13 protein-coding genes and 4 pseudogenes are annotated in these 13754 nt (G+C 39.5%); 8 read left to right on the forward strand and 9 right to left on the reverse strand.

Annotated elements, in window-relative coordinates; translation table 11 throughout:
- Positions 1–17: 17 nt before the first annotated feature.
- Together JOE49_RS19640 and JOE49_RS19645 are read right to left on the reverse strand one after the other, a co-directional pair.
- Complete coding sequence (locus JOE49_RS19640) at positions 18–224, reverse strand: DUF896 domain-containing protein (protein ID WP_013310543.1); 207 nt, start codon at positions 222–224, stop codon at positions 18–20.
- A 108-nt stretch (positions 225–332) separates the two neighbouring features.
- Positions 333–701, reverse strand: coding sequence for a LysM peptidoglycan-binding domain-containing protein (locus JOE49_RS19645; RefSeq protein WP_034095187.1), 369 nt, complete (start codon positions 699–701; stop codon positions 333–335).
- A gap of 188 nt (positions 702–889) precedes the next feature.
- Between JOE49_RS19645 and lexA the strand changes: the two genes are divergently transcribed.
- The 5 genes from lexA to JOE49_RS19670 all read left to right on the forward strand — a co-directional run bounded on the left by lexA (position 890) and on the right by JOE49_RS19670 (position 3861).
- Complete coding sequence (gene lexA, locus JOE49_RS19650; RefSeq protein ID WP_013310545.1) at positions 890–1516, forward strand: transcriptional repressor LexA; 627 nt, start codon at positions 890–892, stop codon at positions 1514–1516.
- 274 nt (positions 1517–1790) lie between these two features.
- Positions 1791–2093 carry a hypothetical protein gene (locus JOE49_RS19655; RefSeq protein WP_209942545.1) on the forward strand — a complete coding sequence of 101 codons (303 nt, stop codon included), beginning with the start codon at positions 1791–1793 and terminating at the stop codon, positions 2091–2093.
- 232 nt (positions 2094–2325) lie between these two features.
- Entirely contained in the window at positions 2326–2490 is a 165-nt protein-coding gene (locus JOE49_RS19660) for a hypothetical protein (RefSeq protein WP_177235818.1), read from the forward strand.
- Positions 2491–2531: 41 nt separating this feature from the next.
- Positions 2532–2672 (forward strand): hypothetical protein, encoded by a 141-nt coding sequence (locus JOE49_RS19665; RefSeq protein WP_202404308.1) that lies wholly within the window; start codon positions 2532–2534, stop codon positions 2670–2672.
- A gap of 697 nt (positions 2673–3369) precedes the next feature.
- Positions 3370–3861, forward strand: a complete 492-nt coding sequence (locus tag JOE49_RS19670) for a PLAT/LH2 domain-containing protein (RefSeq protein WP_013310548.1) — start codon at positions 3370–3372, stop codon at positions 3859–3861.
- A 532-nt stretch (positions 3862–4393) separates the two neighbouring features.
- Here the strand turns inward: JOE49_RS19670 and JOE49_RS19675 are convergent.
- Entirely contained in the window at positions 4394–4501 is a 108-nt protein-coding gene (locus JOE49_RS19675) for a YjcZ family sporulation protein (protein ID WP_209942547.1), read from the reverse strand.
- Between the two features lie 719 nt (positions 4502–5220).
- Positions 5221–5319: pseudogene (locus JOE49_RS19680) on the reverse strand (YolD-like family protein); the annotation flags it as partial.
- 884 nt (positions 5320–6203) lie between these two features.
- Here JOE49_RS19680 and JOE49_RS19685 point away from each other — a divergent pair.
- Complete coding sequence (locus tag JOE49_RS19685; RefSeq protein ID WP_025724113.1) at positions 6204–6524, forward strand: hypothetical protein; 321 nt, start codon at positions 6204–6206, stop codon at positions 6522–6524.
- Positions 6525–6621: 97 nt separating this feature from the next.
- On the opposite strand, the gene JOE49_RS19690 is transcribed toward JOE49_RS19685, so the two are convergent.
- The 4 genes and pseudogenes from JOE49_RS19690 to JOE49_RS26970 form a co-directional block, all read right to left on the reverse strand.
- Complete coding sequence (locus JOE49_RS19690; RefSeq protein WP_209942549.1) at positions 6622–7104, reverse strand: hypothetical protein; 483 nt, start codon at positions 7102–7104, stop codon at positions 6622–6624.
- A 402-nt stretch (positions 7105–7506) separates the two neighbouring features.
- Positions 7507–8356: pseudogene (locus JOE49_RS19695) on the reverse strand (family 1 glycosylhydrolase); the annotation flags it as partial.
- A 79-nt stretch (positions 8357–8435) separates the two neighbouring features.
- Positions 8436–8860: pseudogene (locus JOE49_RS26965) on the reverse strand (PTS sugar transporter subunit IIA).
- Positions 8861–8901: 41 nt separating this feature from the next.
- Positions 8902–9116 (reverse strand): annotated as a pseudogene (locus tag JOE49_RS26970) (PTS transporter subunit EIIB); the annotation flags it as partial.
- Positions 9117–9780: 664 nt separating this feature from the next.
- Here JOE49_RS26970 and JOE49_RS19710 point away from each other — a divergent pair.
- Positions 9781–10686: an EamA family transporter gene (locus JOE49_RS19710; protein ID WP_209942551.1), complete on the forward strand. Its 906-nt coding sequence runs from the start codon at positions 9781–9783 to the stop codon at positions 10684–10686.
- A gap of 1146 nt (positions 10687–11832) precedes the next feature.
- Positions 11833–12042: an IS3 family transposase gene (locus JOE49_RS26975; RefSeq protein WP_481856252.1), complete on the forward strand. Its 210-nt coding sequence runs from the start codon at positions 11833–11835 to the stop codon at positions 12040–12042.
- A 561-nt stretch (positions 12043–12603) separates the two neighbouring features.
- On the opposite strand, the gene JOE49_RS19720 is transcribed toward JOE49_RS26975, so the two are convergent.
- The gene (locus JOE49_RS19720; RefSeq protein ID WP_209942554.1) at positions 12604–13365 is read right to left on the reverse strand and encodes a collagen-like protein; all 762 of its coding nucleotides are present in this window, start codon (positions 13363–13365) and stop codon (positions 12604–12606) included.
- Between the last annotated feature and the right edge of the window lie 389 nt (positions 13366–13754).

Below are 13754 nucleotides of genomic sequence, written 5' to 3' on the forward strand. Positions count from 1 at the left end.
TGGGCACTTTAACAACATTAATGCTTCAGCCCGTCATTTCCTTTCGATGTATCATCGTCCACAAATTCAATCGTCTCAAGCTGCTGCCGAAAATTACGGCGAATGTTACCTAAATAAATTTCCCGAAGATTGGCGCGCTCTGTGGCTTCCTCTTCCGTCAAACCCTCGGATTTTGCTTTGCGCGCTAATTCATTAATGCGCTGTACCAAGCTGTCTATATCCAAATTGTGTCCCCTCCATAAAAGCAAAGATATAATACACTTTGACATGTAGAAAAGAGCTTGTCAAGGCTCCCGTATTACGCTCCCTGACAAGCTCTAATAGTCTATAGATCAGAAGTTAGGAAGCTTGAGTACCTGACCTGCCTGCACTCCCCGATCCTCCAAACCGTTAATCCGCACAATTCCTTCTATATATACCCGTGTATCCATTCGTTCCGGTTTATGATTTGCGGCAATCTCCCACAACGTATCCCCAGGTTGTACGGTCAGTTTAGTCACTTCTTCCTTGGAAGCTGAAGGTGCCGCGAAAACTGTAAGTACACCTGCCCCTGCAATCCAAGCAACAATCACTATAATAAGAAGCTTAAGTAAAAGAGTATTGGTAATAATCTGCATAAAACGTGCCCTACCCTCTTTTCGAGTCTCCTGTAAATTTTCTAAATTCATCGGAAAAATACTTTGATAAGTGCTATATTTCATCATTGGCTGTGTCCTCCAAACGTTTGTTCTTATGTTTTCACAATATAACACGAACATTTGTTTTGTTCAATAGAAAAGAGAACAAAAGTTCGCAATTATTTTCAGGGATTATTTAGAACTTATGTTTGTACGAACGGAGGTTCTATGCTATAATTTTCCCAAACGTTACTAAATGGGGTTGATACGGTATGTCTAAGATTTCGAGCCGCCAGCAGGCCATTCTTGAATTTATCCGCAATGAAGTGCGTCTAAAGGGATACCCCCCTTCTGTACGCGAAATAGGCGAGGCTGTAGGCTTAGCCTCCAGTTCTACGGTTCATGGTCATTTGGATCGTTTAGAGAAAAAAGGACTCATTCGCCGCGATCCTACAAAACCACGGGCTATTGAGTTACTCGGTCAAGACGAATCGGATAACAGCAACTTGATTAATTACTCCATTAGTCGTGTCCCCGTCGTCGGCAAAGTAACCGCTGGTCTTCCTATTACGGCGACAGAAAATATTGAAGATTACTTTCCTCTTCCCCAACACTTTGTTGGTGAGGATAAAATATTCATGTTATCTGTTGTAGGCGAAAGCATGATTGAAGCTGGTATTGCTAACGGAGACTATGTAATCGTACGTCAGCAGCAGACCGCTGATAATGGTGATATTGTTGTAGCTATGACAGATGAAGACGAAGCTACAGTTAAAACCTTCTACAAAGAAAAGGATCATATCCGGCTTCAACCTGAAAATCCAGCCTTTGAACCGCTTCGCCTGACACACGTCAGCATTTTGGGCAAGGTTGTAGGACTCTTCCGGGACTTCCACTGATTTCTCGTTCTTTCTTCCCCGTTATTCTTTCCACTAATACAAAACCGGCTGCCTAGGGCAAGCCGGTTTTGTATTGCTATTATGTATCTCACAACTATTTTTTCATTTCAGCAACCTATTCCTATTTTTTCGACTATAAAATCAGCCTCCCCATCTCAAATAATTTCCCACTGATCTTGTACAGCTATACTGTCATGGGTAAAACTAATAGATCTTTCTTTGATTTAGATAAATATGGTATATTAATTACTCATAGCTCTGTAGGAGGAATTAAATGAAAAAAATTATAATTTCAGCGTTTGTTGTGATATTTATCGCCATAAGCTGTGTAGTTCCAACAATGGATCATTTGTATGCAAAAGAGAACTCACACATAACAACCTACGACCGTATTCAGTACATACAAATACTTATCCATTTCAGGTATTTAGAAAAGCAACTCGAAGCTGTGAATTTCGAAAGAAATAATTATCCAGAAGACAGCCAAGAATATAAACAGCTCTCTGAACAACTGAATCATATTCTTGCTCAAGAGGTGTACTACGAGAAAAAACTTAACACTCTTAATAGTAAATAATTTTCATACTAACTGCCTATTATCTTTATCTACACTATTAGACTCATGCCGACCTGTAACATTCTCCTACAACGTAAAGTTGAAAAGGCGGAGACAGGTTCGCATGAGTTTTTTTATTAACCATTAGGAATATAGGTACTAGCTTCTTTTTGCTTTTAATAGATTTATGCTGATACATTACTATCACAATTGACATATGTATATAGCAGAACTAAGCAAAGGAGATATGCAGATGATCAGAAATAGAGTTAAAACGTATAAGCATCGCATCGGGAAAAACAGATATCTGGTCGTTAAAGTCTTTCAAGCCGCAGCTGCTAAAACAGGAAGCGGAAATGCACTAGCAACCAATGCCTTGAATATCAAAATTGCCAAGCGTAAGCATAAACGCCACTAAGATTTAACCGTACCTTCATTTCTTTGAAGGGAGGTGATAATATGAGCAGAAGACATTGCAGACGTGATTTGAGAAGAAGAAGATCAAACATCCGTTCCACTCAAAGAGCCATTGCGCGTGCAAGAGGTAACGCACTGGCTGTTAATCTGTTTAGCGTAAATGATAGACAACGCAGACGCTAATAATCGTTTTCAAGCAAAAGCGGGAAGGATTCTTCCTGCTTTTTTTGTGTTAAACGATACACCAACTCCTAAATTCCATAGAACTGCTAAATTCAGTTGCCTTCCTTTTAAATACCATCGACATATTCAACTATGCTTCCACTGGTTAAAACAGAAGCGAAATAGTACCCAGTCAAAGCAGCAGCATTCTTGACTCAAATACTTTGTGTACAACTGACCACACCTATAGCCCTCAAACTTGTTTCAGCTTTTTTCACTTAAGTATTCTGGCTGTAAATCCGTCCAGGGTTTGTACGTTGCTGCATTGTTGCTCAATTTTTTATTTTTAAATTTTATAAGGCCCCACTTGCCCACCACCGTATTCCACAAGCTCCATCATATCCTACTCAACGGATGGACTACAGATGCTCTTATCTGACTTAATGCAGCTGAAAACAATTCGATATTCGATCAACTCTTCATATGTATGATTCATGTTGGTCACCTCGACAATTCATTCTGGATAAGCGCTAAAAATCCTTCTCTAAATAATCATCTCCTTACATGATTATTAGAAAGCTAATATCCGACACATAAAGATAAAATACAACAAACAAAGACAAGAAAAAAATTTCTCTTCACAACCAATGAACTATGTACAAATACATTACACATGTATAACATTAAATACAAATACTAGAAAGGTGGTAACAATTTAATGAAAAAAGTATCTTTACTAGCATCAGTAGCAATGCTTATCTCATCTGTAGCTTTTGCTGCACCTTCTTTTGCAGATCAGGTCACAAGTGACACTTATAGTTCATTACAAGACTCAAATAGAAGTATAGAGTCTGTTACGCCTTTTGCTAATGTTGAATATGTCGTTACTGTAAATACGGCCAATCTCAAAGATGCTGGAACAGACTCGAACATCTCTATAACTCTGTATGGTTCTAATGGAGATTATGCTACCGCTACACTCAATGGTAGCTTTGAACAAGGAGATTCCGATACAACAAGAATCAGCACTAGTAACCTAGGTGACATCAGAAAAATTACTATTAGAACTGATGGATCTGGGTATAAACCAGGTTGGAAAATCGCTAATGTCAAAATATCTGGAAACGGGAAAACTTTCTCATTTGCAGGTCCTGACCGTTGGCTTGGTGACGGCGGCTCCGCAGATTCCGAAACACTTTTTCCATCCTAAAAACAAATATTCATACAAAAGACTCTGTCGATATTTGGATAGAGTCTTTTTGTTTTGGATGAATAATCCTACTAAAATTGTATCGCCGTAATTGTAACCCTATCTCAAGAATCAATTTTAATAATAAACTCACTAATGAGAAAAATGTTATGTAAATTTGCCATATAAACAAAAGCTAAGAAATGACCGCTGGAAAAGTATATTGAATCTTCTTAATACTATACTGAAAGATGTGCAAAGTATCGTGCGTATTATCGCAAATAAAAGACTCATACCAGTTATTGTTGCAAACTAATAAGGCCCTATCTGAGATTAAATTTAGGTATTAGGAAGGATTGTACCCATTCAATGAAACTTTCCCCATCTTACAAAATACAATAAGCGCAAATCTATTATGGCAGGAAATCCACCAAGTATTCGCCAAAAGAGAAGCGAATACTGTGGCTATTGCCAAATAGCTTATGCGCTCATTGAGTTCAACTATTTCCCATCCATGAGTGAAGTGGTATTATCCAACAATTCTTTTCACGAATTAAACCCACAGTGATTTAGTGATGATAACTAAGAGAATAAAGAGCACTAAAATTGCCGCTGTAGAAGTCCATACACCGCCGCCACCTGTACCTTCATATGCACCCATGTCTTAAACCTCCTTTATTTGTCGTTCATCTTAATATATGTATAAATACGTTCAGTGATAGGGCATGCAGGTAAACAAAACAAAGGCTCACACCCAGATAAACCGGTAGAGCCTAATAATCTTTATAAAAGAATTAATTTCAAGGTGATTACCAACAAAATGAAGAGTGCCAAGACAGCAGCTATCGATGTCCAAATCTTCCCGGCCGTTTCTTCGGAACCTCTTTCTATTCCTCTCACACGTAACGCCTCCCTTGTTTACTCCACAGGCTATGCGAGGTCTTGTTTATGGGATGGACTTCTAGGAAAATAAAAAAACACCTTACCAGCGTATCCAGCAAGGTGCCACTGATAAGAACTTTTACTATTGCCACAACTAAAGAACAACAAGAAGGACTCCTACAGCATTTAGCTGATAGAGTCCTTCTTTATATCTGCCTTAATTCAATTTAATTGCATTGAGTTATGGCTTCGAGTATATAATTTTCTCTCCTCCAGATTCAATTAATGAAATCTACTATATTCCAAAACAAAAAACACCCCATCAGCGCATGCCAGTAGGGTATCCCATTCTTTCGGATTATGCAACGATTTGGTGATATTCCAAAAGAATTTATGTAAGGCCAGGCTGCTCGCCTTACGATATTAAACGTTCTGTCCAGTTCCAAGTAGCTTGGCTTGTTACCTTGATCTTATCCCCAACGATAAAAAGGCCGTATTTTGTCGGTCTTTCATGAGCTTTAGATACGCTTCCTTATGTTCCGGTATGAGGATGCGGCTGCTTACCCATAATCCATTACCTTCGAGTCTTTTTGACATGTATGTAGCCTCCTGATGTGTTATGCACAAATTATATTCTGAGTACAAAAAATAAACTCCAGATCATTGGAGGTTTAATACCGTATAATGCCTATTTCTAGACGAGAAAAATGTAATGATCTTTTGGTCACCATCCCAGCCCTCTATGATTACAATATAGAGCGCATATCGCTTTGTTGTCCCCTTCTTCCCAAAGCCAGCAACCGCGCGCCTTTATGTCCACTACACTGCTACCTGTCTTTATCTCCAGTTCCATCATGTTGGGCACCCGTCTTCGCTCAGCAGAATTATTGTAGAGTATTGGAGTAGCGTTCGATATCTGGTAACAAAGCGTTCATCTTCTTTGTTACCCAGCGTTTCCGTATACTATACAGATCAGAACAATGAACGACGAAAGCGGACACAACTATTATGCAACAATAGCGGAATAGACGGTTGCCAAAGTTACACTAAACTTTTGCAGAAGTTTACGATGGCGCACGTAAAGCCATGGAAAGAATATGGGGGCGATATTCCTGAGCCAATAGGATAAGACAAGAACAGCAGTAAATTTAATGTGTGTATTCCTAAAAGCCTACGTCGTCCATTGTCAAAAGGAGCTGCTGCCGAAAATTCTCCCTTGAACCAGCATTACCTTTACAAATTGAGCAAATGAGGGATTTACAATAAAGTTCGGACCTCCCCCCCATTAACCCAGCCTAAACAGACGCATCGCAGTTCGTGCCAACCTCAAACGGCAGGTCATTCACCGCATTGGTGCCAAGATACCAAAGGCTGAGGATAGCTGCGAGTTCCCAAAAAACAGTTTTCAATAAAGCGTACAATCGCAGCACGTTAGATACATTTAACTAATCAGGAAATTTTCCAAGTAGGAGGAAATAACCATGGCATTTGAAGGTTATAGAGAAGACAAGCGAGAACATTGGTTTGACTGGCCATTTCCCTTGTCGGTATCAATACTGTATGTGGATGCGGATGTAGATGAAACAGAAACGAAATGGTACCTCATTGACGAACAAGAAAAACACTTGATCCGAATCAGGGATGAAAAACAAATTGAACTGCTTCATCACTGCATGTATGGAGTCTTGTTAAATGACGAGAAGATCAACTGGATTATTGATAAAAATGGCGGTAGATTCACCTATCATGATGGTGTGGAAGATTTTATCAAATTCCAGAAAGAATACCTGGATACATTATAAGAGGCGTGAACAGTTAAAAGCTCTACCGACCAATTAAGGTTAGCAGAGCTTTTAAATTTATTTGGAATATTCGCTTACTTCATACGTTAAGGATTTTTTAATATTTAATTATAGCTGATCCTGCTTTAACCCACTCTTTTGATTCTAATTGAATCCATCCATATACTTTTGAATCAGAGTTGATCTTTTGTTTTATCAGAGAAAGGTTCTCATAGCTACTGGAACCGTAAAGACTCCCTGTTTTTGGTGCAATTTTTACTGATAACGTATTTTCTATACTCGGTGTATTTTCATCACTTGTCCAGACCAAACGATTATAATAATTAGCATTAAAAGGATTTTCCAAACCATTAATTGAAAATTTCACTCTTTTCACTGTAACTGATACATCTGTATATGCCGTGTCATCTTTAAATATTACTGATTGTGATAAGACTATTTCTTGATTTATAAAATTTTTGTAAGTGTCAAGCGTTACAGTTGCTGCATCTGCAGAAGCTGACAACGGAGCAATAACTGAAAACAAGAGAGCGATTGTGGAAAAACATAAAGTAGCTTTCCTTCCTAATTTCATTCTCATTTTTTTGTCCTCTCCTTCTTTTAATACTCATTAATAAACATACAGCTTAATGACTGTCAAAGTAAGGGGAGCTTTGTCTGACATGAAAAATACACATTTGATTAAGTCTCCTTTTTCGCGTCCACTCTAAATTCAAACTGCTCACGAAAGAAATAAGATCCGTTAATCTTAATTAACTCCGGTGTAAGCTTCTCCAACTGCACCGTAGTCCACAATATTTATCAAATCCTCGCCCAACGGCTGTACTACACCAAAGCCACTAAATTGGTGATATATACAAACAAATTCAATAAACAATATTTTTCACCCTAACCAAAGAAAAGAGCATCAGTGTCTGATGCCCTTTCAATTTGCAGCAGTTTCAAAAACTTAAGATTATGTGGTCCATTACAGATAAAGTGATTATTTCTGAAAGTACTTTGCTCCATTACTCGCAATGAGGTCTTTGTACCAATGAAAACTTTTCTTTCTAATTCTTCTAAGCGTGCCAGAACCGTTATTGTTTTTGTCCATATAGATGTAACCATATCGCTTTTTCATTTCGCCGGTACCGTTACTCACAAGATCAATCGGCCCCCAACTTGTGTACCCTATAATAGCAACCCCATCTTTTATTGCTTCAGCAATCTCTGCAAAGTGAAGATCCAAATATGAGATGCGGTAATCATCTTCAATGGTATCGTTGTCCATAAGAGTATCTCGCGCACCAAGTCCGTTCTCAACGATAAACAATGGTTTGTTGTACCTTTCATGCAACTGGTTGCAGGTAATACGCATGCCTTATGGATCAATCGTCCATCCCCACTCGGAGGTTTCCAAGTAAGGATTGATCACGGAACCAAACACATTCCTATCCGTAAAATTTTTCAGAATTTCAGGATCAGCACTGGCACAACGGCTCGAATAATAGCTGAAACCGATGTAATCCACAGTATATGTCTTCAAAATCTCCAAATCTTCATGCTCAAGTTATAGCTGAATTCCATTCTCGATGATAACCGGGATACTCCCCTTTGGACTGCACATCAATCAAGAAGTATGAATCACGCTCCATTTTCATTACTTCCCAGTAATCTTCCGGATTGCTACTGTATGGATACATATTTCCAGCCGCCAACATACATCCCATCATGGCGTTAGTAATGATTTCATGACAAGCCTTGACTGCCAGTGCACTTACAACCAGTTCATGATGCGCTGCTTGATACAGAACTCGTTGTTTATCCTCGCCTTCTTCAAAAATAATGCCCGCCGCTGTAGCACCACCCCCACAGAAAATTATCTGGGAATTTAGTGATTTCATTAAACATTTCCACGTACCTCCCTATTTTTTATACATATACTTTGATTAAATGTTCTTTTTCATTAACCATGTCATTTTGGGTCCCTACAATGACATCACCGACCTGAACACGATCACCATCCTTAACAAATCCATTGAAATGCTGACCTTTTAACTGAACCGTATCTTGTCCGATATGAATGAGTATTTCTACCCCGTCATCACTAATGAGACCAATGGCATGTTTAGTACGGTAAATCGTTTGTACAATGCCGTTCACTGGGAATATGACACGTCCATTCGTGGGGCGGAGGCTATCCCTTTACCCATATGCTCTCCTGCAAAAGTCTCGTCTTTAATATCTTGGAGTCTAACAACAATACCGGTCATCGGACTAACAATTTCAAATGGTTGGTCATTCAATTGACTTATGTTGGGAATGGGCTCTTGTTTGTCACCCATATTTGTTGACATTGTTTCTGTGGGATCTTTAAAACCAATGAAGTAGGTCAAGACAATTGATACGTCCCAGATGTTTCAGTAATCCAACCGAAAGACAAAAACAGTTCATTGAATCCTTTAATCATTCCTGTCGCAGCCATTCCGTTTTGGACAATCCTTCGTCCTTCAATTGAAAGCGCTATTGTGTTACACAATGAACAAAGCTGGTAACGTTTTCAATACCACCAACTCGAGACAAAATCTCCTTGGCCAACTGGTCATAGTTCATGAATGCTCTTCCTCTCTGGCTGTGACTTTGCATCAAAAAAACTGAATAGCTGCCCCGTGCATAGATCTTAGGCAACATCACCATGCAGTTTAGCGATCCAGGTTTTGCCCTGCGACGGTTACAATCCTGTAAGGCTGTGTTAGCGATTTCCGATTTGTCACAGACCCCAAATTTTGTGAAAGTTAGCTGAAGGTACGTCTTTTCTGGCCAGAAATGGTATTGCCTGATTGAACAGTCACAATCCAGTTAATGTACAAGCTCCCTTTGCGGAAAATAATAAAACACTCTTTTTTGAAAATGCAAGGTTTTTTTCTCTGGAATTTAACTTGTAGAGAGGAATTCACATGAACATTCTTACATTTCATATATGAAGTAATTTTGGCCCAAATAATTAAAAAATAATTTGGGCTTGATTGCTATTTAATCACATTACTTTGTATTTAACTGTTACTGTCGCTTTGACCTAATTTCGATTTCATCCTGATTCTCTCCGAATCAGATTATTGACAAGAATAAACCTTTGCTTTTATACTGATACCGAAATGGACGAAATACTAAAACCCGATGGATGTGGATTTTTCTAGAGAGTTATCTCTATTTTCGCCACACGAATGCCTTTACGCATTTGTGTGGCTTTTTTGTATTCAAAAAAGGAGGATTGTTCATGAAGTTGTGGCATTATGCAGTTATTGTTTTCTTGGGAGGATGTTGTTACGGGATACTTTCCACATTTGTTAAACTGGCATATAGCGCTGGTTTTTCAACACCAGAGGTAACTGGTGCGCAGTATTTCTTTGGTGCAGTTTTGAGCTGGATGTTTGTAATTTTTGTAAAAAATAAAAACCTTACGTACAAGCAGGTTACAAAACTCCTTCTATCCGGAATTCCATTTGGACTGACAGGTATGTTTTATTATCAATCGCTACAGACCATAAATGCTTCCCTAGCTATCGTCCTTTTATTTCAGTTTGTTTGGATTGGGACACTATACGAATGGGTTCTCCAGAAGAAAAAACCAACCCGGGGTAAACTTATCTCGATTGGAATACTGCTCATCGGCTCGGTTTTGGCGGCAAACATTTTTTCTCAAGGTGATCTCTCGCTCTCGTGGCAAGGGACGATTTGGGGGCTATTGGCTGCTTCAACATTCGCTTTATTTGTTTTCCTCAGTGGTGCTGTTGCGAAAGAAACTTCGCCCATACTGAAAAGCGCCTTTCTTTCAACCGGAGCTGTTATTACTGTTTTTGTGGTATTTCCGCCAACCTTCTTATTTAACCTCGATGTGCTGGCAGGATTGAGTCCTTTTGGATTAGTCCTCGGGGTATTCGGAGTAGTGCTGCCTCCGCTTTTGTACTCCATAGGTATGCCACATATTGGTTCAGGAATGGGTACGATTATGACTGCATCTGAATTACCCATGGCCCTTATTATGTCTTCTCTTGTATTAGGAGAATTTGTAGGCTGGTCTCAATGGATCGGTGTTATCATCATTTTATATGGCATCGCATTTAGCAACATAAGACACAGAGGATCAAGACCACAGACTTTAGTGAAGAAGAACACAGCATAACAAGATATCTATAATTTTAATAGGTTGGATGGACAATGATTTCAGAATAAGATTTTAAGCATTTACAACGCTGTGTAAAATGCGGGGGCTTATAACGCTCATCCCAGATTTCAAAATCATAGTCTTAGAATATTCACCCGCTCTGTTCAAACAAAAAAGAACCTATGGGTCCTTTTTTAATATATGGATAAACCTGTTTTTCATGTTTGAAAGGTTAATTTTTTTCGCAGGATTAGATTCCTCAGTTTCAAATATAGCTCCCCAAATGTTCAAAACTCGTATGTTTTCTGTTTTTATTATCAAGCATAATCAAATTATCTTTAGGCTGGTTAAGCCCCTCTTTTAGACTCTTAGCCTCATTATAATGCTAAATGAAAGTTGCTTCGATGAAGTGAAGCTCGTTAAATATTTTGTTCTTGTCATTTTTGTAAACTTCAAAGATTTGTTCAATATTTGGAAAGTATACATCATCATTTTCTGTTAATCCGATAGTCCTTGGGATTCGCTTGTTTAAATCATGGATTGCTTCAGATATACGCCATATCCATGTATTCTTGCCGATCCTGGTTTCCTTTTCTAAGAGAAGATAAGTTAGTTAATGGTCTAGAGGAAAAACGAGGCAAAGCAAAAGGACCAGGCATCGGCAGACCTCGAACACGACCCGAATATCCGGAGGTCAAGCTGAAACGCCTCGAAGCGGAAAATGAAATGCTAAAAAGGCTCTTGCAAATGTAAAAGGAGGAATGGTTGCTGTACCCAAGAGTAAAAAGTTTGCTGTGATCCAAGAATTGCTTAGTAAGGGACATAGCATCGTACTACTATGGCAAGAAAGAAGCCTACGTCGTTTCTGGCAATAATCTGAGCCGGGAGTTTAAGGCTGACCAGCCGAATCAAAAGTGGGTGACGGACATCACTTACCTTATGTTCAATGGACAGAGACTCTACCTTTCCGCGATTCAGGATCTTCTTAACAACGTAATGGTTGCCTACCAGATCAGCCGCAGAAAGATTTGCGCCTGGTGTTAGATACGGTGAAAAAGGCAAGGAAACGACAGGACGCGCGAGGTGTTACTGCATAGCGACCAAGGATTTCAATATACCTCTCACCAATATACCAGCCTATTCAAGCGATACGGAATACAGGGCATGTCCCGGAAAGGGAACTGCTGGGACAAGACATGTATAGAGAACTGCTTCAGTCATTTTAAAACCGAGTGTTTCTATTTCCACTCCTTCCATTCAGCTCAATTGGTGGAGCATGCCATCCAGAAGTATATCCATTTCTACAACCATGAACGCTTTCAAGAGAAACTAAACAACCTGACTCCTTATGAATACAGGACTCAGGCTGCTTAATTATTGCTTTTTGATAGCTGTCTGCTTGACAGGGGTCACTTCATGATTGCGTATGCTTCTTAATTTACTTTGCGAAGAAACCAAGATCAGATAGCGACTTGATGCAATGCCTAAACTTTAGGCCAATCAACCTCGGCCCGTTCTTCTGTAGCTTCCCATTTTTCGCGACCAATCGAAAAAGAAAATTTATATTGATTGCCGCTCATGAGTTGTCGTATCTGACGGATCAAAGCAATAGTTCCTATTTTGTCACAACAAAAAAAGAAGGTAGGAAAAGTTTCCTGACCTTCTTAGCATTCATATTTCTATGTCTGAATAATATCATTGCTTTTTACCATGTTACTACGGATTTTCCATTTTAACTTTAAAGATAGGCTTTGGAGTAGTGGTAATGTTTAATGGATCTTATTACTACCACTACGTTCTCTTGCCATGCTACACAATCCCCCCCATAAATACGTCTGCTTACTATGAGTGTAATTAGACAAACTGACGATATGAAATCGTACAATCTTTTCTAAAGCGGCTACATATAATGTTCTATATATCATTAAGAATGGCTTAAATAGTCAACTTTAATATAGTAAGAGTAGTATTGGTAAAGTTATGAAGTTGGGCTGGGGTTGCATTTGCATTTACTAATTGAATAGTTGTAGGAACGACCCCTACAGTAATAATGACTTCTGCCGAAGTTGGTCCGCCACCGTTACCCGTGAAAGGAACTGGGGTAACAGGGAATCCATTTACGGTAAGGTTAAAGTCAGCATTGCCTTGGTTATGAATTGTAAAATCTATTAGATAGCTCCCCGTTTCGTTGATTGTTATCGTTGGAGATGGAGGAGTGAAAGTAAATGCACCACCAACATTAGCCAAAACTCCAGTAAAGGTAATTGGTGAGTTACCCGGAACTGTGTCAGTTCCCGTACCAGGATCTGCTCGGAAAACACTTAAGAAGTCTGATATCCCGGCGCCTGCAGGCCCTGTTGCCCCCGTTGCTCCTGCTGGTCCTACCGCCCCTACCGTTCCCGCTGGTCCTGCTGGTCCTATCGCTCCTGCCGGTCCCACTGGTCCTGCTGGACCTACTGCTCCTGCTGGTCCTGTTGGTCCAGGAATTCCTTGAAAACCTTGTAGCCCTTGCTGGCCTTGAGCGCCTGGAACTCCCTGTGGACCCGGCAGTCCCTGTGGTCCCTGAGGTCCTTGAGGTCCTTGAGGTCCTCGGATCCCTTTAACAATAACTTTCGGTAAAACTTTGACTTTTTTAACTACACATCTTCTAAATTTTCTCCGATGCATTTTCTTTTGCCAATAATAATGTCGAAACATATTTAATGATCACCTCCAAAGTCTAGTCAAAGTAGCTTATTGTGCAATTAACCAAAAAGATTGGGCTGTTGACTTCATCTTGGGAAAATAGGCATAGGTCTGACTCTATCGTGTTAGCATTATTACAGCTCATCCTTCTGAAGCTTATATCCAGTTTCAATCAACCGATCCAGATTCTGCACTATCTGCATTTTTATATTTCTAGCCTGTAGGTCTTTGACCCACTGAGCTATACCAGCCTTAACAATCTTTCGGTACTATACCATTGATCAAGGATACCCTCTACGAACTCTATTTCGCGCTGTAGTAGTGTCTCTTGCTATTCGTTGTCTGTCCCATTGTCATTGGGGAGACGTTCACGCGTCTCCCTTTTTATTTATACTAGGCAG

It is taken from the genome of Paenibacillus sp. PvR133, assembly GCF_017833155.1.
GTDB classification, from domain to species: Bacteria; Bacillota; Bacilli; order Paenibacillales; family Paenibacillaceae; genus Paenibacillus; species Paenibacillus polymyxa_B.

What these genes read in the sequence shown, in the direction of transcription:
- JOE49_RS19655 (WP_209942545.1), top strand. Translation starts at nt 1,791, where the DNA reads ATGAAAAAAATTATAATTTCAGCGTTTGTTGTGATATTTATCGCCATA.
- JOE49_RS19670 (WP_013310548.1), top strand. Translation starts at nt 3,370, where the DNA reads ATGAAAAAAGTATCTTTACTAGCATCAGTAGCAATGCTTATCTCATCT.
- JOE49_RS26975 (WP_481856252.1), top strand. Translation starts at nt 11,833, where the DNA reads ATGTCCCGGAAAGGGAACTGCTGGGACAAGACATGTATAGAGAACTGC.
- lexA (WP_013310545.1), top strand. Translation starts at nt 890, where the DNA reads ATGTCTAAGATTTCGAGCCGCCAGCAGGCCATTCTTGAATTTATCCGC.
- JOE49_RS19665 (WP_202404308.1), top strand. Translation starts at nt 2,532, where the DNA reads ATGAGCAGAAGACATTGCAGACGTGATTTGAGAAGAAGAAGATCAAAC.
- JOE49_RS19720 (WP_209942554.1), bottom strand. Translation starts at nt 13,365, where the DNA reads ATGTTTCGACATTATTATTGGCAAAAGAAAATGCATCGGAGAAAATTT.
- JOE49_RS19685 (WP_025724113.1), top strand. Translation starts at nt 6,204, where the DNA reads ATGGCATTTGAAGGTTATAGAGAAGACAAGCGAGAACATTGGTTTGAC.
- JOE49_RS19675 (WP_209942547.1), bottom strand. Translation starts at nt 4,501, where the DNA reads ATGGGTGCATATGAAGGTACAGGTGGCGGCGGTGTATGGACTTCTACA.
- JOE49_RS19690 (WP_209942549.1), bottom strand. Translation starts at nt 7,104, where the DNA reads ATGAGAATGAAATTAGGAAGGAAAGCTACTTTATGTTTTTCCACAATC.
- JOE49_RS19710 (WP_209942551.1), top strand. Translation starts at nt 9,781, where the DNA reads ATGAAGTTGTGGCATTATGCAGTTATTGTTTTCTTGGGAGGATGTTGT.
- JOE49_RS19645 (WP_034095187.1), bottom strand. Translation starts at nt 701, where the DNA reads ATGAAATATAGCACTTATCAAAGTATTTTTCCGATGAATTTAGAAAAT.
- JOE49_RS19660 (WP_177235818.1), top strand. Translation starts at nt 2,326, where the DNA reads ATGATCAGAAATAGAGTTAAAACGTATAAGCATCGCATCGGGAAAAAC.